Below are 22,156 nucleotides of genomic sequence, written 5' to 3' on the forward strand. Positions count from 1 at the left end.
GGGGTACATGAATCGCTATCGGATATTTCTCAGCTATCGCCGGGACGGCACTCACCACTTCGTCGGTCGGCTGCGCGCCACCTTCGAAAAGGAGCTCCCGGACGACCTGACTTTCTTCGACCGGGACTCGATCGACGTCGGGGTTCCCTTTCGTCAGGCGATTGTCCAAGCCATCGCCGGATCGGCTGTGGTCATCGTGGTCATCGGGTCGGAGTGGCTCAGCGCCCACAACAAGAGCCGATTGCACGCACCCGACGACCCGGTACGCATGGAGATCGAGACGGCGCTGAGCCTGGGCAAGGTGATACTCCCGCTTCTGGTGGACGATGCCAGACTGCCCCACCCGGACGAGTTGCCACCGAGCATCCGGAATTTGCTCGAGCACAACACTGTTCGGATCAGGTCCGAGGTTTACGACGACGATACGGACAGGCTGGTCCGCATCGTCGATGGTCTCGTCGCGCAATCCGTCCCCGAGCGCAGGACCGACAGCGGCACCGTGTTTCCCGACACCGGCGAGAGCGCCAGCACGTATCTCAACGTGGCGATCGCTGGCATCGCGATCCCGCTGTTCGTCTGGTTCGTATTCCGAGTGCACGGTGAACTGCGCGATCTGCTCTCGGTGCTCTTCGGCGTCTCCGTCGTCTCCGGGCATTTCTACATGATCAGCCGCGGTGACAAACTGGCGATCGATGCGGGCGGCGTCGAGGTCCGCAAAGTCGGCGTCGTCCATCGCTTCTCGTGGCGCGATATCGACAGGTTGGCGATATATCCCACCGGGAAAAGCGTCTTCCTCGTCGCGCGGATGGTCGACCCTCTGATACAGCGGAAGTACAGCCACGCCAGCGGTTGGCCTCGCTGGGACAGCGGAACGGGACAACTGCTCATCTGCGATCTGAAAGTGGAAGCCTACCGTAACGCAGGTAAAGACGGCGGATCCATCTCCTTCACCACCGACCGATATTCGGGCGGAAGCGAATATGTGCTGGAGTCGGTGAAACGTTACCGGCCCTATGGCGGGTTCGGGGGTCTGCCGCCGCCGGTCCCCGTCTCGGATCCGGTCCCGCGCAGGGCGATCGGCGTGGCAGTCGCTGTGGTGCTGGCCGTCCTCGTCACCCTCATGGCTGTGTCGGTGGCTCGATCGACGGATACGGCGTCGAGCAGAAACCGGCATTTCGGGCTCTATCCGACGACTTCCGGAATGGTGGAGTACGGCGATACCGCGCGGGCATAGGTCGCGGGAGATCGCGGCCGTGTCATCGCCGCGTGTGGCGGGTTGACCTCGGTGGCGTGGGCGGGCATGGTGGCCCGGTGGGCCAGGAAGAGGTGCGTCACGGTGTGGCGATGTCCAATCTCGATCAGCCGCTGTTCGACGGTGCGGAGGCGACCAAGCGGGATCTGATCGACTATCTCGAGGCGGTCGGGGAGCGGCTGGTCGCTGTATTGCGCGACCGGCCGCTGTCGGTGGTGCGAATCCGGCCTGGTCAGCCCGCGTTTATGCAGAAGAACCTGCCGAAGTACACGCCGGAGTGGGTCCGGCGGGTGACGGTGTGGGCAGAGAGTTCCCGGCGCGAGATCTCCTATGCGTTGTGCGACGACGTGCGCACCCTGTTGTGGTTCGGCAATCAGCGCGCGGTGGAGTACCACCCGACGCTGCTGCCCGCCGACCATGCTCTCGGTCCGACACATCTGGTGCTCGACCTCGATCCCTCACCCGGGCAGACCTTCCGGCACGCCGCGGACGCGGCGAAGTTGATCCGTACGGCGCTGGCGAACGACGGTTTGGCGGGTGCGGTGAAGACCAGTGGCGCGAAAGGCGTGCACGTGTTCGTCCCGGTCGAGCCGGGCACGCCGGTCGAGGATGCCGCCGCGGCCACTCGCGCGATCGCGGCCCGAGCCGAGCGGCTGGATCCGGACCTCGCCACGACGGCGTTCATCAAAGAAGACCGTGCGGGGAAGGTGTTCCTCGACTCGACGCGCGCGGGTGGCGCGACTGTGGTCGCGGCCTACAGTCCCCGTATCCGCCCCGGAACGCCGGTGTCCTTCCCGCTCACGTGGTCGCAGCTCGACGAGGTGACGCCGACGGACTTCACTCTGCGAACCGCGCTGACCCGGCTGGCGGACCGCGATCCTTGGCGAACCGGAATGCCCGCGACGCAACGGCTTCCGGACGATTTGATCGCCGAGGGCCACACCATCCCGGTGGCCCGGGTGCAGGCGATGCACGAGGGTAAACGGCGCGCCCGCGCGCGCCGTGCGGGTGCGGACACGCCGCCCTCCGGCTGATACCGGGGTCACGCGAGACAGATCAAGAACGCGTTGACGTTCACTGCGGGCGGAAGGATCCACGGTAAACACGGCGGGGCGGAGAACCCGGCCATGGCTTCGTGTCGTTGCTCCGTGCCGGGAGCGGGTGCGGATTCGGCGGTGGCCGTGCCGGAAGCGGCGGCGATGGCGGGAGCTAGCGCCAGCGCGACCACCCCGGCGTGCAACTTCTTGTTCATGACGAACCTCGCTGTCGTCGTGCCGGGCGCCTCCCTGCCCGGCCGTTTCGGTTGTCGACGGATGCTCAGGCCGCCGGAGCGATCGATCCGGCGACGGGGCGGGATACGAACCCCGCACTCATCGATTACCTCGCTCATCGGTGCGCGCCGCAAGGGGTCACCGAAATCCCTGTCGTGTGCGGGGTCCTTCCGCACGAGTATTCTCCTATAGGGAGAATCTCGATCTCGGAGACGGCGCTGGATGTCTCGACGCTCGCCGTTTCCCTGTGGCGCGCCCGGTGAAGGAGCACGCCGAGACCCGCGGGACTTCAGGCCGGACGTGAGGCCGTGACGAGCTGGTAGGCGCCGTCGACCCGCTCGACGCGCGGTTGGTGAAAGCCTGCCGCCTCGAGCATGGCGACGAGTTCGGTGTCGGAGTGCAAGCGCACGCGTCCCGCCAGCGGCGCGGGCATGACCGAGCGCGGCGGCTCTGGTGCGACGGTGTGCAGCACGAGGCGTCCGCCGGGCGCGAGCACGCGATGCAGTTCGGCGAGCATGGCGGGCACGGAGACGAAGAACAACACGTTCATCGCGGTGGCGCAGGTGAAGTGCCGATCCGGCAGAGGCAACGATTCGGCGGCCGCCTCGACGACCTCGAGCCGGCCCTCGCGCACGGCGTCCGCGTTCGCCGACTTCGTGAGCGCCACCATGTCGGCGCTGTGATCCACCGCGGTCGTCCGGCAGCCCGACTCGAGCGCTCGTGCGGCGAAGGTGCCGCCGCCGCAGCCGATTTCGAGAAGCCGGTCGTCGGGGGTGAGGTGCAGCGCCGCCAGCGTGTCCCGGAAGATGTCGTGGTGGGACTTCATGTCCCGCCACATCCGCCGGGCCAGCGGCCCTCGCGGTCGGCGCAGCAGGTGGTCGACGAACAGGTCGAAGAGAGCCAAGATCGTTTCCTCGGGGGTGTCGGTGCTGGGTGTCAGGACCTGGAGCGCGTTTCGACGCGCATGTCTCCGACAAGGGTCCGGCGCGCCATGGGGCGCGCGAGGACGTTGTGCGGATAGCCCGCGGTGATGGCAGACGCTTCCCGGAGCTGGTCGAGATGGTGCTCGTCGAACTGCACCGTCAACGCGCCGAGATTGTCCTCGAGTTGCGCGAGGGTGCGTGCGCCGAGGACGGGCGCGGTGACATCGGGGTGCCGCAGCGTCCACGCGAGGGCCACCTGCGCCGGTGAGCGGCCGAGTTCCGCGGCGACGCGGCGCACGGAATCGGCTATGGCCAAGCTTCGATCGGTGAGACCCTCGCCGGCGACGATCAGGTCCTTGCGGGAGGTGCCCAGCGTCGGCTTGCGTGCGTCCGGCGGCAGGTCGGCGCGGGTGTACTTGCCGGTGAGGACGCCACCCGCCAGTGGCGACCAGGCGACGACGCCGAGGCCGAGTTCCCGTGCCATCGGCAGCATGTCGTGCTCCGCGGTGCGCTCGGCCACGTTGTATTCGAGCTGAACGGCGATCATCGGTGTCCAGCCGCGCAGATCGGCGATGGTTTGCATGCGGGCGATCTGCCAGGCGGGGGTGTTCGAGATGCCGACGTACAGCACTTTGCCCGTGCGCACCAGATCGTCCATGCCGCGCAGGATTTCCTCGGCCGGTGTCCGGTCGTCCCACAGGTGCAGATAGAGCAGGTCGAGATAATCGGTGCGCAGGCGGTGCAGGCTCGCCTCGACCGACGCGATCATGTTCTTGCGATGGTTGCCGCCGGAGTTCGGGTCGGTGAGCCGTCGCAGCGCGGAGTACTTGGTCGCGAGGACGAGGGCGTCCCGGTCGGTCGAGGCGAACTCGCCGAGCCATTCCTCGGCGGTGCCGCCGGTGTAGTTGCCCGCGGTGTCGAAGAAGTTGCCGCCGCGGGTGACATACGCGTCGAAGATTCGCCGGGCTTCCCCTTTGTCCGCTCCCCATCCCCAGGCGGATCCGAAGGTCAACGTACCCAACGCCATCGGTGATACGCGCAGTCCCGACCGACCCAGCAACCGGTAGCAGTCCAACGCATTGTTGAAAAAGATTGTCATTACTGGTTAGTGTAAGCGCGTTGGATTTGCCGAGCAAGGGCTGGAGATGGCGACCACCGTGGATGAAGTTCGCCGTTGCGCTGCAACGGTTCTGGGAATCGACGCGCACGAGATCGAGGCACGGCGGCCGTTGCAGGAGCTCGGACTGGATTCGTTCCTCGCCGCCCGTCTGCATGTGCGCCTGGCCGAACGCACGGGGGTCCGCGTTCCGCTCGCCTCCTTCGTCGGAGCCACGATCGAAACCCTGACCGCCGAAGTCGAGAAGCGCGGCGGGACAACCGATCACCCGCCCGGCCCCGATGCCGAGCCGCCGACCGCCGAGGTGCCCGACGCCGTCGACGAGGAGGAGCTCACTCCGATCCAGGCGTCCTACTGGGTCGGCCGCGAGGAAGGCATGCCACTGGGCGGGGTGGCCACGTTCTACTACTTCGAGTTCGACCGCGATCCGGAACGGTTCGTGGCGGCGGACGCGTGGTCGGAGGTCGCCACCCTCGAGGCGGCGTGGAACAAGGTCGTCACGCGTCACGACATGCTGCGAGCCGTCGTCACCGACGACGGCAGGCAACGGGTGCTACCGGCGGGAGATCCTTACCGCATCGGGATCACCGATCTACGGGACGGAAGCGACGCCTCCGCCGAACTGGCGCGGCTGCGGCAGGAGAAGTCGCATCAGGTGCGCGATGCCACGACCGGACCGTTGTTCGACATCCACGCAGCACTCCTGCCGTCCGGTGCGATGCGGCTGTTCGTCGGCTTCGACATCATGATGCTGGACATGGCGAGCTGGATCCAGCTCATGCGCGAGTGGGGACTGTTCCTCGCCGATCCCGAGGCCGCGTTGCGCGCGCCTTCCACCACGTTCCTTCGCGTACTGCGCGCACGCCGGGCGTCCGAAACAGAGCGGCGAGAGCGGGACAAGGCGTACTGGCGACACCGCCTGGCCGCGCTGCCGCCCGGTCCCCGGTTGCCCTACGCCGCCGCGCCGGAAACCATTCGCACCGCCCGTTTCCGCCGCCATGAGGAACGGCTGAGTCCAGCTCACTGGTCGGCGCTCACCGCCCACGCGGCGCGGCGCGGACTCAGTCCCACTGCCGTGCTGCTCGCCGCCTTCGGCCTGACCCTGTCCCGCTGGGGCGCCACCGACGCGTTCTGCCTCAACGCGACCCTCTTCGATCGTCCCGACCACGTGGACATCGACGGGGTGGTCGGGGATTTCAGCACCACCGCGCTGGTCGAGATGCCGTCGCCGGACCCGGATTCGTGGCAGGGCTTCACCGATTTCGCCCGCCGCGTGAACGCGCGGTTCTGGGCCGATCTGGAGCACCGTTCCTACAGCGGTGTCGAGGTCCAGCGCGAGCAGGTCCCCGACCTGGCACCGCGCTACCCGGTGGTCTTCACCAGCGGTGTCGGGCTGGGCCAGGCCGACGGGGCGGCGGCGGGATGGCTGGGCGATGAGATCTTCGGCGTGTCGCAGACCCCGCAGGTGACCCTCGACCACATCGTCTGGGACGAGGCGGGCGGGCTCCGGCTGGCCTGGGACGCGGTCGAAGCGGCCTTCCCGGCCGACTTCGTGGCCCGGATGCTGTGCGCCCATGCCCGCCTGTTGCGTCGCCTGGCGGAGGACGACGAGGCGTGGGAAGCCGTCGACCTGGGTTGGAATCCGCATTTCGAGCAGACGCAGCCGCTTCCATCCGGGCTCGGCGCCGGGCTGCTCATCGACCCGCAGCGCGAGCAGTCGGCGGCGCGGCCCGGGGCGGCGGCGGTGCTGTCCAGCCGGGAGACGCTGACGCACGACGAGGTGTCCGCGCGGGCGCGCACGCTGGCCGGGCGGCTGATCGCGGCCGGGGTCCGTCCGGACGACCGTGTCGCGGTCATAGCCCCGAAGTCGGCGGCCCAGATCGTCGCCGTCTACGGAGTGCTCTGGGCGGGAGCGACATTCGTGCCGGTCGAGCCCGAGTGGCCCGCGGCGAGGATCGCCTCGGTCTGTCGCCGTGCCGGAATCACCCATGCCGTGGCCGCGCCCGGCGTCGAACTGCCCTCGAACGTCACCGCGCATCCGCTGGAGGCCACGTCCGGCGCGGTGAGCGTGGATCAGCCGATGGCGGCCGCGGACGACGCTCTGGCCTACGTCATCTTCACCTCCGGATCGACCGGTGAGCCGAAGGGCGTCGCGATCGAACATCGCGCCGCGCGCACGACCATCGACGACATCAACGACCGCTTCGGCGTCGGCCCGAGCGATCGCGTCCTGGCCCTCTCGGCGCTGAGTTTCGATCTGTCCGTGTACGACATCTTCGGCGTGCTCGGCGCGGGCGGGGCGCTGGTCGTGCCGGACGCCGAGCGGCTGCGCGATCCGGGGCACTGGTGCGACCTCGTCGCCGCGCACGAGGTCACGGTGTGGAACACCGCGCCCGCGCTCGCCGAGATGCTCGTCGAATACGCCGAGGCGGATGTGGCGGCCGCGGCGCGGTTGCGCTCGTTGCGGGTATTCCTGTTGTCCGGTGACTGGATTCCGCTGTCGCTGCCCGACCGGCTCCGCGCGGTGATCGGCGAGCATGTGCGCATCATCAGTCTGGGCGGCGCGACCGAAGCCGCGATCTGGTCGATCTGCCACCCGATCCGGCAGGTGCGGCCCGAATGGACCAGCATCCCCTACGGCACGGCACTGCGCGCGCAGTTCTTCCTCGTGCTCGACGAAGAGGGCCGGCCCTGTCCGGTCGGCGTGCCCGGTGAACTGCACATCGGAGGAGCCGGTCTGGCGCGCGGGTATGTCGGCGACGACGAGCAGACCGCGCGTCGTTTCGTCCGCCACGACCGGCTCGGCCTCCGGCTGTATCGAACGGGCGACCTGGGCAAGTGGCGTCCCGATGGGACCATCGAGTTTCTCGGCCGCGTCGACCGGCAGGTCAAGGTGCGCGGCCACCGCATCGAACTGGGAGAGATCGAGGCCGTGCTGGCCCGGCATCCGGGCGTGCGCCGCTGTGTGGCGGCGGCGGTGCCGGGGGCGGACGATCGGCCGCAGCTCGTAGCGTACGTAACCGGCGCCGATGCACCGGTGGACACCACGGGACTCGCCGACCACGCGGCGCGGCACCTGCCGCAATACATGGTGCCGTCCCGGTGGGTGCCGTTGGACGCCTTGCCGTTGACGTCCAACGGCAAGGTCGACCATGCCCGGCTGCCGAACCCGTTCCGTCGCGACGCGACCGGTGCGGCGTCCGGGATACCCGCCGAAGACCGTCGAGCGGCATCAGCAGCGGACGATGATCGATCCGCGGTCGAGAAGCGCGCGCCGGCAACAGGTCTGGTGCGGTCAACCGTCGTCGCGGCCGACGAGGTAGCAGCCGCGTCGGCCGGAGTTCCGGACCGGGAGCAGGCGTCGACACCGGTCGACGACTGGCTGCTGCACGCGGCGCGACAGGCCGAAGCGCTCGGGCTGACGCTGACGCTGCGCGTGGAACCCATCGATGGCGCCGCCGCGGACCACGCCGCGGAGTGGGTCGGCCGACTGCACGCCTCGGCCACGGCCGCCGGGCTCACCGCCGAAACGCAGTACGGCGATGCGGCCGAACTCGTCCTCACTGCCCCGGCCTCGACCGCCTCGGCCGCCCGCGCACGTGTGGAGGCGGTGATCGTCGAGGTGTTCAGCGATCTGCTCGGCCCCGGCATCGCGATGACCACGCCGTTCCACGATCTCGGCGCGACTTCCCTGACCCTGGTTCGCGCCCATCGCAGACTGCGGCACCTCACCCCGGCGCTCACGGTCCCGGACATCTTCCGGCTCGGCACCGTCCGGCGACTGGCGGACTGGATCGCCGACCGCGTTGCACCGGACCCGTCGAGGAGCCGATCCGGTGCCGTGCCGATCGATCTCACCGGCGCCGCGGCGCGGGGACGCCGCAGGCGGGCGCATCGATCGAAAGTGAGGCTCGCGGATGTCGTTCGCTGACACGGTATTCCGGTTGCGTTCGGCTGCGAGCCGCGCAACCGACCGCAGACAGCGGTTCACTGTTCGTACCGAACACCGCTCGGGCACGCCGACCGAGATGCGGGTGCGCATCGGACGCCACAGCCTCGTGGTCGACGAACCCGTGGCGGCCGGGGGCGGTGACGCGGGCCCCGACCCGATCGGAACGGCCTTGGCCGCACTGGGCACCTGTCAGGCGGTCACCTACCGCTTCCACGCGGCCCGGCTGGGCATCGCCATCGATTCGCTGTCGGTGGACGTCACCGCCCAGGTGGACCTCGGTCCCGTCCTCGGGCTCACGGACCCGGCCCAGCCGGGACGCATCGGCGTGCGGGTCCGGATCGACGGCCCGGACGCACCGGACCGATATCGGGACCTGCATCGGCTCGTCGAGGCCTCGTGCCCGGTGCTGGCGATGATGCGCGGACAACTGGCGGTGGACTCGGAAGTGGAGATCGAATCGTGAACGAAGACAACGCCGTAGCCGTCATCGGAATGGCGTGCCGGTTTCCGGGCGCACCGGATCTGGCCTCTTACTGGGACCTGATCGCCGCGGGCCGGGAAGGCCTCACCCGGTTCGACGACGCGGAGCTCGCCGCTCGTGGCGTGTCCGCCGAACTGCGCGCGCACCGCAATTACGTGCCCGTCGGCGCGGTGATCGATGGGCAGGACCGTTTCGAACCGGAGCATTTCGGCATCCTGGCGCGCGATGCCGAATTGATGGATCCACAGCTGCGGCTGCTGCTGGAATGCTCCTGGGACGCGCTCGGCGACGCGGGATACCGCGCGGGCGCGGGCCTGGGCGCGGTCGGCGTTTTCACCGGGGCCTCGCGCAGTGACTATCTGGAACACAACCTCGCGGCCTATCGCCTGAATGCCGAACGGGATCCGATCGGCCGGTTGCAGGCGGAGACGGGCACGCTCACCGACTATTTCCCCCAGCAGATCGCCTACCGGCTCGACCTCACCGGCCCCGCTGTGGCGGTGCAGGCCGCCTGCGCGACCTCGCTGGTCGCGGTACATCTGGCCGCCCAGGCGCTGTTGTCGGAGGAATGCGATGCCGCCCTCGCCGGGGGCGCGTCGTTGATCGTGCCCCAGGGACGCGGTTACCTGCATGTACCCGACGCGGTCTTCTCCGCGGACGGCCGGACCCGGGCGTTCGGAGCCGGCGGTACCGGCATGGTGCACAGTCAGGGCGTGGGCCTGGTGGTGCTGCGGCGGCTCGCGGACGCGCTCGCCGACGGCGATCCGATCTACGCGATCGTGCGCGGCAGCGCGGTGAACCACGACGGCGGCGGCAAGGCCGGATTCACCGCGCCGTCGGCGGCCGGGCAGGCGCGAGCGATCGCCGAGGCGCTGGCGGTCGCCGATATCGGCATCGACGCGGTCGACCTGATCGAGGCGCACGGCACGGCCACCGCACTGGGCGATCAGATCGAGCTGTCGGCGCTGGCCGCGGTGTTCGCCGACCGGACGGCTCCCCAGCCGATCGCGCTGGGATCGGTCAAGAGCAACATTGGCCACACCAACAGTGCCGCAGGCATCGCCTCGCTGATCAAAACCGCCCTCGCCCTGGACCATCGGCGCATTCCGGCGACGCTGCACGCGCGTCCGGCCCATCCGGATCTGGAACGCCACCGCGGCCTGTTCGAGGTCATCGAGCACACCCGGGACTGGCCCGAACGGGACGGCACCCGGATCGCCGGGGTGAGCTCGTTCGGTATCGGCGGCGCCAATTGCCATGTGGTGCTGGAACAAGCCCCCGTGCGCAGCCAGTCGAGCGACCCCGATCCGCGCCCGCAACTGCTCTTGGTCTCGGCGGTCACGGAGGCCGGTTGCCGGGAACAGATCGCGCAGGCCGACGATATGACGGCCGAAACCGGAGCCGACTACGCCTACACGGTTTCGCGGGGGGCGCATCCGGAGTCCGGGTGGCGTGCCGCCGCACTGTTGTCGGGCGACGATCCGAAGCCACGGCCCCTCGCCGCCGGGCGGGTACCGTCCCAGCGACCGGACATCGTCTTCGCGTTTCCAGGTGCCGGTGCACAGTATTCGGGCATGGGGGCCGGGCTCTATCGCGACGAGCCGGTGTTCGCCGCTCAGATCGACGAATGCTCCGAAGCGATGCGGTCGTTGCTGGACTACGACATTCGCGAGATCGTGAGCGGCCGCGCCGCGCGGCACGACGTCGACCGTGTGCGCTACGGACAGCCCGCCCTGTTCGCGGTGTCGCTCGCGACCGCGGCGACCCTGCGCCACTACGGAATCGAGCCCGACGGCGTCATCGGCCACAGTCTGGGCGAATACGCCGCCGCCGTCGTCGCGGGGGTGCTGAGTCCGCCGGACGCCGCGCGGTTGGTGGCGGTCCGGTCCAGCGCGCTGGCGGACACCGCGCCCGGAGCGATGCTGGCGGTCACCCTCGGCGAGGAGGATGTGCGCGCCGCTGTGTCCCGGTACCCCGAGATCGCGCTCGCCGCCGTGAACGGCCCGGACGCCTGTGTGGTCGCGGGACCGGTCGACGCCATCGAGGCGCTGTCGGCGGCTCTCGGTCGCGCCGGGATCCCCGCGAGCAGGCTTCGGGTCGACGCCGCCCTGCATTCTCCCGCTGTCGCCGCGGCGGTCGCGCCGCTGCGCGCCGCGGCCGCGGAGGTGCGGTCGGCTCCGGCCGCGCTGCCGCTCTACAGCACCCGCACCGGTCGGCCGGTTCGTGTCGTGGACGCCGAGCACTGGGCACGGCATCTGCGGGAACCGGTGCGCTTCGCGGCCGCGCTGCAGGCCGCGACGGCCGCCGCCCCCACAACCGTGGTCCAGGTCGGTCCGGGCAGTTCCCTCGCCGCGCTCGCGCGCCGCAACGCGCCGCCTACGCTGACCGCCGCGCTGACCACCCTCGCGGACCCCGGGGAGCGGGCCGATGGCCCGGCCCCGGATCGGGCGGCCCTGCTCACGGCCGTCGGTCAGCTGTGGTGTACGGGCGCGGCTGTGGACGTCGAGGCCCTGCATCGTCGCCGCCGCCGCACTCGCCTGCCCGCCTACCCCTTTCAACGCCGCAGTCTCTGGATCGACCCGCCCACCGAGACGGTGCCGACCGAGCCCGCGCCCCGGGCCGTGGCACCGAACGGCGATGGTCCGCAGCCCAGCCCGGCCGGACGGATCGAGACGCCCGCGGTGGTGCGCGCACCGTCCGTAGCGCAGGCTCCCGCGGCCGTCGAGCGGTCGGCGGTATCGCCCACCCATGCACCGGTCATGCCCGACGGTCGGCCGGTCCAGACGGAGTCGATCCGTCCCGAAGCGCCGACGCGCAACGGCAGCACGCAACCGGCGACGGGGCTTCTGTCCGCTGATCCTGTTGTCGCGCAGAATAAGCCGGAGACGACGGCGCCCCTTCCGGAGCCTGCCGCGTCGCCGAGGTTCGCGGGTGCGGAAGAGGAGCGGATCGCCGCACTCTGGGAAGAGTTGCTGGGCGAGCCGGTCGTCGACGCCGAGGCCGACTTCTTCGCACTCGGTGGCACCTCCATGCTGGCGACCAGGATGCTCGACATCCTCAACGACGGCGAGCACACCGATATCCGCATGCGGGAGTTGCTCACTCACTCGACCGTTGCCGCTTTCGCGGCGCTGCTGCGAGATCGCCGCCCGGCGGCGCCCGCCGCCGCATCGGTGCCACCCGAGCCACCTGCGACCGATATCGTCCGTCCGCGAGACGAGGCGAACCTGGACTTGACGTTCCCGCTCACCCGGGTACAGCACGCGTATTGGGTCGGCCGGTCGGGCGCATTCGGATTGAGTGACGTGTCGTGCCACATCTATCTCGAATACGACTGTGACAAGCTGGATCTGGATCGCTACGAGCAGGCGTGGAACCAGGCGATCCACCGGCACGAGATGCTGCGCGCGGTCATCACCGAGGACGGGCGCAACCACATCCTCCCCGAGGTGCCGCGATTCCGGATCCGCCGCCACGACCTCACCGGCTCGGCCGCCGAGGCCCGCGAGGGCACGCTGTCGGACCTGCGGCGTCGTCTGTCGCACCGGGTGCACCGCCCGGACCGGTGGCCGCTGTTCGACGTGCGGGCCGCGCTCCTGGACGACACCACCACCCGGCTGTTCGTCGGCATCGATGCGCTGATCTGCGATGCGGGCAGTTTCCTCGTCCTCGACCGCGATCTGCGGCTGCTCTACACCGACCCGGCCGCCGTGTTGCCGCCCTTGCGGACACGCTTCGCCGATTACGTCGCGCATATCGAGGCCCGCGCCGAGTCCGCCGACCGCAGGCGAGCGATCGACTACTGGCAGAGCCGGATGGACAGCCTGCCCGGCGCGCCCGCTCTGCCGACCCGCACCCGCACCCAGGCCCAGCCGTGGTTCGCCCGCCGGGAAGCCCGGCTCGCGCCAGGAGAATGGGAGGGGCTGCGGCGGCTGGCAGCAGAACACGGGGTCACGCCGTCCGCCGTACTGCTCACCGCGTACTCCGACGTGCTCGCCGCCTGGTCCGGTGACGAGCGGTTCACCCTGTCGCTGACCCTGATCGACCGACCGGTGGCGCTGCCGGGAATCGACCGCGCGGTAGGGGATTTCACCACGCTGCTGGCTCACGAAGTCGATCGCACCGAGGGCGGCGCCTTCGCTCAGCGCGTCGCCCGCACCCAGCGGCGACTATTCGACGACATCGATCACCGCGAGTATTCGGCGCTGGACGTGCTCGCCGAGCTGTCCACCCGCACAGGGCAGCGCCGGCTGTTGCCGGTGGTGTTCACCAGTGCCCTCGATGCGGCTCACCTGGTGGACGGCGCCCCGGATCTGGAGTGGGCGGGCAGAATAGCGCACGGCGTGAGCCAGACACCGCAGGTATGGCTCGACCATCAGGCGTTCGTCCATGCCGGGGGAGTGCAGCTGCAGTGGGACGTCCTGGAGACCGTGCTCGATCCCGCGGACGCGGATACGGCGTTCGCTTCCTACGTGGCGTGGCTGCGCCGCCTCGCCGGTGATCCGGAAGCGTGGACCGCAGCGGATTCCGGGATGCGCGGCGGTGATCGCGACGAAGACGTGGCCGCCGCGGTCACCGAGATCTGGACGCAGGTCCTCGGCGTCGAAACCCCTGCCGTGCAACCCCATTCCACCTTCGTGGGTCTGGGCGGCGATTCCGTGCTGGCGGTGCGCATGGCCACCATGGTCCGCACACGGCTGGGCGTGGCGGTGCCCGTGGCGGAACTGGTCGGGGATCTCTCGTTCGCCGATCTCGTCGCGCTGATCGCGCAGCGCCGTTCCGGGATCGCGGCGGCGGCTGTCGAACTGGCGCGGCAGGCCGACCCGGCGGCGCCGTTCCCGCTCACCCCGCTGCAACAGGCCTATTGGGTGGGGCAGCAGCACGGATACGCACTCAGTTACGACTCGGCGCACAACTATGTCGACTTCCGGCTCAGCGGGATAGATCCGACCGTGCTGGACGAGGCGGTGCGTCGGCAGGTGGAACGCCAGCCCATGCTGCGGGCGATCTTCCTGCCGGACGGCACCCAGCAGGTGCTGCCCGTCGACGATCCGCGGCTGGCCGCGCTCCCGATCATCCATCTCGACCTGAGCTCGGCCGACGCCGAGGACATCGACCAGCGGCTGGCCGCCATCCGCGCGGATGTGCAGCGCACCGGTCCACGGCTGAACCCGTGGCCGTTCGCCGTCACCGCCGTCCGGCTTCCGGACGACGAGCTGAGCTTGCACATCGTGTGCAGCCTGCTCGTGGCCGACGGGTGGTCGGTGCAGCTGATGTTCACCGAGTTGTTCACCTACCTGGACGAACCGAATACGGTGCTGCCCGCGCTCACCGCCCACTTCGGCGACTACGTGGAGACCATCGGACGCCAGCGCGGCGAACCGGAATGGCGAGCACAGCGCGACTGGTGGTGGGAACGCATCGATGATCTTCCGCCCGCTCCCGCGTTACCCCTGGCGGTGCCGTTCGATCAGGTACGCCCGGACACGCTGGAACGACGGGAATTCCGCGTATCCGGCGAGCAGATGGCGGTCCTGCGCGACCGCTGCGCCGAGTACAACATCACACCCACCACGATGTTCGCCACCTGCTGGGCCGCGGCGCTGGCCCGGATGGCCGGGCACCGCCGCTTCCTGCTCAACGTGCTCTATCTCAACCGCCTGCACCTGCCGCGCGACCTCGATCACGCCATCGGTCCCTACGCGGGGACCGTGCTGCTCGACATCGCCCTGCCCGCGCGGCCGACGTTCCTGACCGCCGCCCGGACCGTGCAGGAGTCCGTCGCCACCATGCTGGACCACGGACAGGTCACCGGCGTCGAGGTGTTGCGCGAGCTGGCACGGCGCAGGCGCGACACCGCGCCGCAGGCGCCCGTCGTCTTCCACAGCACCCTCGGGCTCAATCCGCCCGGCGGCACCCCCGACACGGTCGTCGTCCGCGACTTCTATCAGCGTGTCCGCACGCCGCAGGTTGCCTTGGACATGCAAGTGTTCCAGTGGGACTGGGACGACTCGGTGGTGGTGAACCTGGACGCGGTCGCGGAACTGTTTCCCCCGGGTGTGCTCGACGCGCTGTTCGCGCAGGTGTGCGACATGATCACCGCGCTCGTGGACCGGCCGGGCACCTGGACGGCGCCGCTGGAGGTGCCCGATGCCGAACGACCCGCGCGCATCGTCGCCGCACCGGTCCGGGCGGTGGCGAGCGGCCCGCCCGCCACCGACACCGAGCGCGCCGTCGCCGGGCTGTGGCAGCGGATGACGGACGTCGCCGATGACCTCGACCGCGGCACCGACTTCTTCGCCCTCGGCGGCGACTCGGTACTGGCCATCCGGATGCTGAATCGGCTGCGCGCCGAACTCGGCTTGACGTTGACACCACGGGAATTCCTCGCCGACCCCACCCTGGCCGCGGTCGCCGCGACCGCGCGGCGCGAGGCCGCGGAGCCGTCGGCACCGGGTGACTGTCTGGTGCCGCTGCGCGACGGTACCGGACGGCCGCTGTTCCTCATTCACCCGACCGGTGGCGACGTGCTCTGTTATGTCGATCTGGCGCGCACGCTGGACACCGGCATACCGATCATCGGGATACAGGACCCGCAACTGGCCGGCGCTCCCGGCCCGGAGACGATCACCGAGCTGGCGCGGGTGTACGTGGACGTCGTGCGCGCGCACCAGCCGACCGGCCCCTACCGGATCGGCGGCTGGTCGATGGGCGGAATCATCGCGCACGAGGTGGCACGCAGTCTGCGCGCGGCCGGTGACATCGTCGAGGCGCTGATTCTGCTCGACTCGAACATCGCCGATCGCATCCACCATGTCGACGGACGGGGATTCTGGACCCGCTACCTCGGCTCGCTCGCCGCCTACCTCGATCTCGAAACCGGCACGCCCAGTGCTGATTTCGACAGGCATCCGGACGAGCGACAGCGCGACGAGATCCGGCGCCTGCTGGCCGACGCGGGCCTCGTCGAGCGCGGCGACCCGGCCGACCAGCGGGTCAAGGAAGACATCTTCCGGCGTCATCTGCGTGCGCTCGGCGCGCATCACACGGGTCACCTCGACGGCGACGGGCTCGAGGTCCTGTTGGTGCGCGCCGAACTGCCCGCGCCGCACAACTCCGGGGTCGGCATGGGAGTCGACGACTGCTCCGATCTCCAGGACCTCGGATGGGCAGCGCACACCGACGTCGTCATCGACACCCGGCCGGTCGCGGCCCACCACTATGCGCTGCTGCGCCCGCCCGCTGTCTCGACGGTCGCCCATCTGGTGTCGGAACTGCTCGCGAGCCTGGACGATCCGGAGAAGCCGTGACCGACGACTATGCCGCCGCCGCGGAGTTCTACGACCTCATGGCCACACCGTATGTGGCCACCGTGGAACCCGTGCTGGCGAGATTGCTGGCCGAGGTGGACACCATCGCCGGACCGGTGGTCGATATCGGTGCGGGCACCGGCCTGTCCACGATGCTGCTCGCCGACGCGTTGCCCGACGCGCGGATCGTGGCGGTGGAACCGGCGGCGCCGATGCGCGCGGTGCTGCTGTCGCGACTTGCCGCCCGCAAGGACCTGCGCGAGCGGATCACCGTGCGGCCCCGCGGTTTCCTCGATACGCGACTGCCGAGGGGGTGTGCGGCGGTGGTCGCGCTGGGCGTCATCGGGCACTTCGATCCCGCCACCCGGCCCCGGGTGTGGAGCGCCGTCGCGGACGCCCTCGCCCCGGGCGCCGACGCCGTGGTGGAGGTGCAGCGTCCCGGGCGCGTCGAGCCGTCGGCGGAACGCCGATACACCACCGCCAAGGCCGGTGACCTGCGGTACGAGGGCTGGAGCCGGGCCGACCCGGTGGACGCGGAGTCGCTCGTCTGGCGGATGACCTACCGCGCCTACGACGGCGACCAGCTGGTGCAGGAGGTGCGCACCGAGCACCGCGTATGGCCGGCCGACGTCGACCGCCTGACCGCCGAGGCGCGCACGGCCGGGCTGCGGCCCGCCGATGTGGACTCGGCGACCGGGCTGCTGCGCTTCACCCGCTGACCGATCGCGGCATCCGTGCCGCCCGCAAACGAACGGCGACGGCCGACCGGATCACTCGACCCGTTATGGAGGACAACGTAATGACCGACGACGCCACCGCCGCGGTGCTGGCCGCGGTCGGCGACCTGCTGCCGACGCTGCGCAAGCGTGCCCAGGACACCGAGCTGGCCAGACGGATTCCGATCGAATCGTTGGAAGAGATCACCGCTACGGGATTCTTCGGCCTGCTGCGCCCGCGGCGCTACAGCGGGCTCGAGGCGCATCCGGCCGTCTTCTACACCGCGGCCGCCGAACTGGCCTCCGCATGTGGCTCGAGCGGATGGGTCGCCGCTGTCCTCGGTGTGTCGCCGTGGAACCTGGCACTGTTCGACGGTCGCGCCCAGGAAGAGGTGTGGGGATCGGGCGTCGACGTCCCCCTGTGCTCCTCGTACGCCATGACCGGCACCGCCGTTCCCGTCGAGGGCGGCTACCAGCTCAGCGGCACGTGGGGTTTCGCTTCCGGCTGCGACCACGCGCGGTGGGCGTTGCTGGGCGCGCGGGTGATCGTCGACGGCGAGCCGGTCGACTCGGGCACGTTCCTGGTGCCCGCCGGTGACTATCGCGTATCGGATGTATGGCATGCGGTGGGTCTGCGCGGCACCGGAAGTAACGACATCCATGTCGACGAGGTGTTCGTGCCCGCCCACCGGGCGCTCTCCTCGGATGCGGTGACCGCGTGCCGAACACCGGGCCAGCAGGTCAACGGCGGTGCGCTGTACCGGATCCCGTTCGGCTGCCTGCACACCAGCGCCATCACCGCGGCCATCGTCGGCATGGCGCGCGGGGGTTACCGGGCGTATCTCGAGCAGCAGAGCGGCCGGGTGCGGGCGGCGCTGCCCGGCGACGCGCGAAAGGACACCGGCTACCGCGGTGACCAGTTCCGCGACGACCCGGCCACACTGGAGCGGATCGCGTTCGCCGCGACCGAGATCGATGCCGCCTGGCGTCAGCTCACCGGCAACATCGACGACATGTACGCGCTGGCGGCGGCCGACCGGCCCATCGGACCGCGTGATCGGTTGCGGTTGCGCCGCGATCAGGTCCGCGGCACCGAGCGCGCCGTGGCCGCCATGGATCGGCTGTTCGAAAGCTCCGGCGGCCGGGCGTTGCGCCCCGACAGCGCAGTGCAGCGCTTCTGGCGCGACGTGCACGGGGGCCGAGCGCATGCGGCCAACGATCCCGAGCGCGTGTACCGTATGTTCGCCGCGGCCGAGCTCGCGGCCGTGTCGCAGGCGCACCAGCCGTGACCGACGAGCTGGCCGCCGTACTCGGACGGCACCCGTGGGTCGACTCGGCGCGGTGGTGCGAGCGGCGCGCGGCGCTGGTGGTGCGGCCCGCCCCGGAGGCCCTCGCGGTGCGACCCGGGCCAGGCGCGTTGCTCGTCGAGTATCTCGAGCACTGGCGGCACGTGTACGAGTTCGTCTACTCCTCCGAGGAGCTGCGCCACGGCGACGATCTCGATCTGTCCGGATGGCGCGCCTCCGACACCGGTGCGGCGTTCCCGCGCGAGCACATGCTGGAGTGGATCGATCACGCCGTCGGGCTGGTGCGGCGCGGTCGGCCCCGGACGGTGCTGGAGATCGGCTGCGGCAGCGGGCTTCTCGTCCACCGTCTGGCTCCGTCCACGCGCGGCTACGTGGGCCTGGACCCGGCCGCGCCCGTGGTGGAAAGACTGCGCGATCGACGCCTGCCGGGCGTCTCGGTGCTGCGCGCCGCCGCGCACGAGCTCGGCACCGACCGGGTGCGCGCGGCATTGCGTGCGCTGGACGCGAGCGGGCGGCCGGACTGCGTGGTGCTCAACAGCGTGACCCAGTGCTTCCCGGACGAGCGCTACCTCACCGCCGTACTCGACGACGCGCTCGACGTGGTTGCGCCCGGAGGCGCTGTCGTCGTCGGTGACATCCGCAATCTCCTCGGGGCGCGGGATTTCGCTCGCTGGCTCGAACTGGCCCGCGATCCCGGCCTGAGTGCCGACGATCTGGCGCGGCGGGCCGCCGCCCGGCTCGACGCGGACGAAGAACTGCTGTGCGATCCTCGCCTCTTCACCCGGATCGCCCGCCGGCATCCTCGATCGGTGCGGGTCGCCTGCTACGCCAAACCGATGCGAGACGATACCGAGCTGACCCGATACCGCTACGACGTGGTGCTCACCGTGGACGCGCCACCGCCGGGCCCGCACCGTACCGTCGCCTGGCGCGAGCTTCCCGGCCGCGACGCCACCGACCGGATCGCCGCGCTCGCCGACACCGTGCGCCGGGAGGCGACCATGGTCACCGGCATACCGAACGCGCTGCTCGTCCCCGACGCCGCGGACGCGGTCGCGCCCGCTGCGCTCGCGGCGGCGTTGCCGCCGGAATGCGCGGTCCTGCTCGACTCGGCCGACGCGCGGCTGCTGGCCGCAGGCCGCCCGGACCACCAGGTCGAGATGGACGCCGAAGCGCTCGTCGCCTGCAACGACCCGTTCACACGCTATGTGCGCCGCCGGATGCCGGAGGTCCTCGCGGACTATCTCGAATTGCTCCGCGGCGCAACGGCATCGCCTTCCATCGTCGTCTCCGAGGAGTTCGCCGCCACATGACCGCTATCCGATCGACGGACCATCTCGCCGACCTGCGCGCGACCTGTCGAGGCGCCGTCCTGACGCCGGGCGATCCGGGATACGACCTGGCCCGGCAGCGCTGGAATGCGGCCGTCGACCAGCGGCCCGCCGCCGTCGTACGCTGCGCCGGGGTTCCCGACGTCCGCGCCGCCGTCACGAGTGCGCGGCGGCACGGCATGGCCGTTTCGGTGCGCGGGGGCGGCCACGAAGTCGCGCGTCACCCCGCGGCGAACGGCGCGCTGCTGCTGGATCTGTCGCGGCTGCGCACGATCACCATCGATCCGATCGCCCGGCGTGCCACCGTCGGCGCGGGCGTCACCTGGGCGGATTTCGATCGCGCCTGCCACCGGCACGGCCTCGCCGTGACCGGAGCGGACGTGTCCACGGTCGGCGTGATCGGCTCGACGCTGTGCGGCGGCAGCGGCTGGCTGCAGCGGATGGCGGGCTTCACCTGTGACAGCGTGCGCTCGGCTCACGTGGTGCTGGCCGACGGCCGACTGGTGCACACTACCCAGGACCATCACCCCGAGTTGCTGTGGGCGCTGCGCGGCGGCGGCGGCAATTTCGGTGTCGTCGTGTCGGTCGAGTTCGAACTGCATCCGATCGGCTCCGTGCACGCGGGCACGCTGCTGTTCCGGCTGCAGTCCGGGCGCGCCGTGTTCCGCGAGTTCCGGGAGCTCTGTGCCCAAGCCCCGGACGAGTTGGCGTTGCGCGCGACCCTCTTGCACTGGCCGCCCACCGCGCCCGAGGGGCCTGCGATGGCCGCGGTGACGGTCGCGTACTTCGGGCCCGACGACCGGGCCCGCGCGGCATTGGCCGGACTGAAGCGCCTGGGCGAACCGGAGCTCGACCTCATCCGGCGGCTGGATTACCCGCAGCTGCAACGCAATACCGAGCAGGCATTCCACGAAGGCCACGGCACCGCGACCGGAACGGAATGGCTGCGCGCGTTCGACGATGACGCCATCGACGCCCTCACCGACCTCGCGGCCGACATGCCCACCCCCTATTCGCTGGTCTCGGTACATCAACTCGGCGGCGCGCTGCGCCGTGTGCCGGTGGACGCGACCGCGTTCGGCTACCACGACGCCGCCTACCACGCGGTCATGTTCTCCGGTGGGCCGGCCGGGACGGATCTGGACCCGTCACGCCGGTGGATCGCCGAGGTCGTGGCCGCGCTGCAGGACGGTTCGGCGGGCGGGCCGTATATCGGGATCCTCGACGACACCGCCTCACCGGAACGGGTGCGCCGCGCCTACCATCGCGATTCCTATCCGCGACTGCAACAGCTCAAACACCGCTACGATCCCGACAACCTGTTTCGTTGCAATCACAACATCCCGCCGCTGAACGAGGCGCGATGACCGCCGGCGAGGCCATCGACATCGCTGCGCACGCCGCCGCGGCGGTCGCCGATTTCGATGCGCGGCACTGCCTTTCCGCCCGCGACGACCTCGATCTGTTCGGCCTGCGCGCCATGGCCGCCGCACTGCGACCGGCGCTGTCCGGCGGTGCGGCGCGCACCGAGGACGACATCGCGGCAGCACTGGACGTCGCACCACGACATCGGTGGCTGCTGCGGCGCTGGCTCGGCGTGCTCACCGCGCACGGATGGCTGGAACACCAGGACGGACAAACCTACTCGTCCCTGCGGGAGGCCGCTGCCCCGCGTCGCGCCGATCTGGATCGAGTGTGCGCCGACCTCGGGTTCTCCCCGCAGCTGGCGCGCTTCTTCGCGGCAGCCAATCGCCATGCGCTCGATCTGTTACGGGACCGAGTGCTCGCCCAGGAGCTGTTGTTCCCGGACGCCGACCTGCTCACCGCCGAGGCCGCGTACCGGGACAATCCGGTGAACCGATATCTGAACGCGGCGGCAGGCGCGATCGTCACCCGCGCCGTGGACGCACTCGCCGCCGATCGCCACCCCGTCCGCATCCTCGAACTGGGCGCGGGTGTCGGAGGCACCACCGCCGACCTTCTCCCGGTGCTCGACGGTCTTCCCGTCGAATACCACTTCACCGATGTGTCGTCGTTCTTCCTCGATGCCGCCCGGGCGCGCTTCTCGCACTACCCCTGGCTACGGTTCGGCCTGCTCGATCTCAATGCCGAGTTGCCGCCGAAGCGATCCTTCGACGTCATCCTGGCCGCGAACGTGTTGCACAACGCCCACCACTGCGGCGCGATGTTGGGAGGGCTGCGGGAGGTGTTGCGCCCCGGCGGGCACCTCGTCGTCATCGAGTCCTGCCGTGAACACTGCCAGTTGCTCACCTCCATGCATTTCCTGATGTCCGCCCGTCCCGGCGGTGTACGCCCCGGTCGCGATGACGTGCGTGCGGGGACCGACCGCATCTTTCTGACCGAAACCCAGTGGCGTGCCGCGCTCGTCGCGGCCGATCTGCCCGCCCGGCTGGTTCTGCCCGGGCCGGAACACGCGTTGGCCGCGCACGGCCAGCGGGTCTTCGCCGCTCGCGCCCCACGGTGACCCGAGGAGTC

At 70.3% G+C, this 22,156-nt stretch carries 13 protein-coding genes; 10 read left to right on the forward strand and 3 right to left on the reverse strand.

Annotated elements, in window-relative coordinates; all coding sequences use genetic code 11:
* Window positions 1-7: 7 nt before the first annotated feature.
* A complete protein-coding gene (locus ABZ552_RS28800) occupies window positions 8-1,234 on the forward strand; it encodes a toll/interleukin-1 receptor domain-containing protein (protein ID WP_281873333.1) in 1,227 nt (408 codons plus the stop codon).
* A 77-nt stretch (window positions 1,235-1,311) separates the two neighbouring features.
* Complete coding sequence (gene ligD, locus ABZ552_RS28805; protein ID WP_357441073.1) at window positions 1,312-2,286, forward strand: non-homologous end-joining DNA ligase; 975 nt, start codon at window positions 1,312-1,314, stop codon at window positions 2,284-2,286.
* An 8-nt stretch (window positions 2,287-2,294) separates the two neighbouring features.
* On the opposite strand, the gene ABZ552_RS28810 is transcribed toward ligD, so the two are convergent.
* From ABZ552_RS28810 to ABZ552_RS28820, 3 genes are all read right to left on the reverse strand, one after another.
* A complete protein-coding gene (locus ABZ552_RS28810) occupies window positions 2,295-2,504 on the reverse strand; it encodes a hypothetical protein (protein ID WP_281873331.1) in 210 nt (69 codons plus the stop codon).
* A gap of 308 nt (window positions 2,505-2,812) precedes the next feature.
* On the reverse strand, window positions 2,813-3,427 hold the full coding sequence (locus tag ABZ552_RS28815) for a methyltransferase domain-containing protein (RefSeq protein WP_357441076.1): 615 nt from the start codon (window positions 3,425-3,427) through the stop codon (window positions 2,813-2,815).
* A gap of 32 nt (window positions 3,428-3,459) precedes the next feature.
* Complete coding sequence (locus ABZ552_RS28820; protein ID WP_357441079.1) at window positions 3,460-4,545, reverse strand: aldo/keto reductase; 1,086 nt, start codon at window positions 4,543-4,545, stop codon at window positions 3,460-3,462.
* 46 nt (window positions 4,546-4,591) lie between these two features.
* On the opposite strand from ABZ552_RS28820, the gene ABZ552_RS28825 reads away from it, so the two are divergent.
* From ABZ552_RS28825 to ABZ552_RS28860, 8 genes are all read left to right on the forward strand, one after another.
* A complete protein-coding gene (locus ABZ552_RS28825; protein WP_357441082.1) occupies window positions 4,592-8,494 on the forward strand; it encodes an amino acid adenylation domain-containing protein in 3,903 nt (1,300 codons plus the stop codon).
* Window positions 8,481-8,978 carry an OsmC family protein gene (locus ABZ552_RS28830; protein ID WP_281873327.1) on the forward strand — a complete coding sequence of 166 codons (498 nt, stop codon included), beginning with the start codon at window positions 8,481-8,483 and terminating at the stop codon, window positions 8,976-8,978. Before ABZ552_RS28825 ends, ABZ552_RS28830 begins: the two co-directional genes overlap by 14 nt.
* Window positions 8,975-16,306: an acyltransferase domain-containing protein gene (locus ABZ552_RS28835; RefSeq protein ID WP_357441085.1), complete on the forward strand. Its 7,332-nt coding sequence runs from the start codon at window positions 8,975-8,977 to the stop codon at window positions 16,304-16,306. The genes ABZ552_RS28830 and ABZ552_RS28835 overlap by 4 nt, the downstream gene beginning before the upstream one ends.
* Entirely contained in the window at window positions 16,303-17,025 is a 723-nt protein-coding gene (locus tag ABZ552_RS28840; RefSeq protein WP_357441088.1) for a class I SAM-dependent methyltransferase, read from the forward strand. The genes ABZ552_RS28835 and ABZ552_RS28840 overlap by 4 nt, the downstream gene beginning before the upstream one ends.
* Before the next feature lie 80 nt (window positions 17,026-17,105).
* Entirely contained in the window at window positions 17,106-18,311 is a 1,206-nt protein-coding gene (gene hsaA / locus ABZ552_RS28845; RefSeq protein ID WP_281873324.1) for a 3-hydroxy-9,10-secoandrosta-1,3,5(10)-triene-9,17-dione monooxygenase oxygenase subunit, read from the forward strand.
* The gene (locus tag ABZ552_RS28850) at window positions 18,308-19,642 is read left to right on the forward strand and encodes a class I SAM-dependent methyltransferase (protein ID WP_357441092.1); all 1,335 of its coding nucleotides are present in this window, start codon (window positions 18,308-18,310) and stop codon (window positions 19,640-19,642) included. Before hsaA ends, ABZ552_RS28850 begins: the two co-directional genes overlap by 4 nt.
* Entirely contained in the window at window positions 19,639-21,027 is a 1,389-nt protein-coding gene (locus ABZ552_RS28855) for an FAD-binding oxidoreductase (RefSeq protein ID WP_357441095.1), read from the forward strand. The genes ABZ552_RS28850 and ABZ552_RS28855 overlap by 4 nt, the downstream gene beginning before the upstream one ends.
* On the forward strand, window positions 21,024-22,145 hold the full coding sequence (locus ABZ552_RS28860; protein WP_281873321.1) for a class I SAM-dependent methyltransferase: 1,122 nt from the start codon (window positions 21,024-21,026) through the stop codon (window positions 22,143-22,145). Before ABZ552_RS28855 ends, ABZ552_RS28860 begins: the two co-directional genes overlap by 4 nt.
* The last annotated feature ends 11 nt before the right edge of the window (window positions 22,146-22,156 follow it).

It is taken from the genome of Nocardia sp. NPDC019219 (assembly GCF_040632645.1).
Lineage (GTDB): Bacteria > Actinomycetota > Actinomycetes > Mycobacteriales > Mycobacteriaceae > Nocardia > Nocardia sputorum.

Excerpts from the sequence above, each read along its gene's own strand:
- hsaA (WP_281873324.1), top strand. The coding sequence starts at position 17,106 with ATGACCGACGACGCCACCGCCGCGGTGCTGGCCGCGGTCGGCGACCTG.
- ABZ552_RS28855 (WP_357441095.1), top strand. The coding sequence starts at position 19,639 with ATGACCGCTATCCGATCGACGGACCATCTCGCCGACCTGCGCGCGACC.
- ABZ552_RS28800 (WP_281873333.1), top strand. The coding sequence starts at position 8 with ATGAATCGCTATCGGATATTTCTCAGCTATCGCCGGGACGGCACTCAC.
- ABZ552_RS28860 (WP_281873321.1), top strand. The coding sequence starts at position 21,024 with ATGACCGCCGGCGAGGCCATCGACATCGCTGCGCACGCCGCCGCGGCG.
- ABZ552_RS28810 (WP_281873331.1), bottom strand. The coding sequence starts at position 2,504 with ATGAACAAGAAGTTGCACGCCGGGGTGGTCGCGCTGGCGCTAGCTCCC.
- ABZ552_RS28825 (WP_357441082.1), top strand. The coding sequence starts at position 4,592 with ATGGCGACCACCGTGGATGAAGTTCGCCGTTGCGCTGCAACGGTTCTG.
- ABZ552_RS28820 (WP_357441079.1), bottom strand. The coding sequence starts at position 4,545 with ATGACAATCTTTTTCAACAATGCGTTGGACTGCTACCGGTTGCTGGGT.
- ABZ552_RS28830 (WP_281873327.1), top strand. The coding sequence starts at position 8,481 with ATGTCGTTCGCTGACACGGTATTCCGGTTGCGTTCGGCTGCGAGCCGC.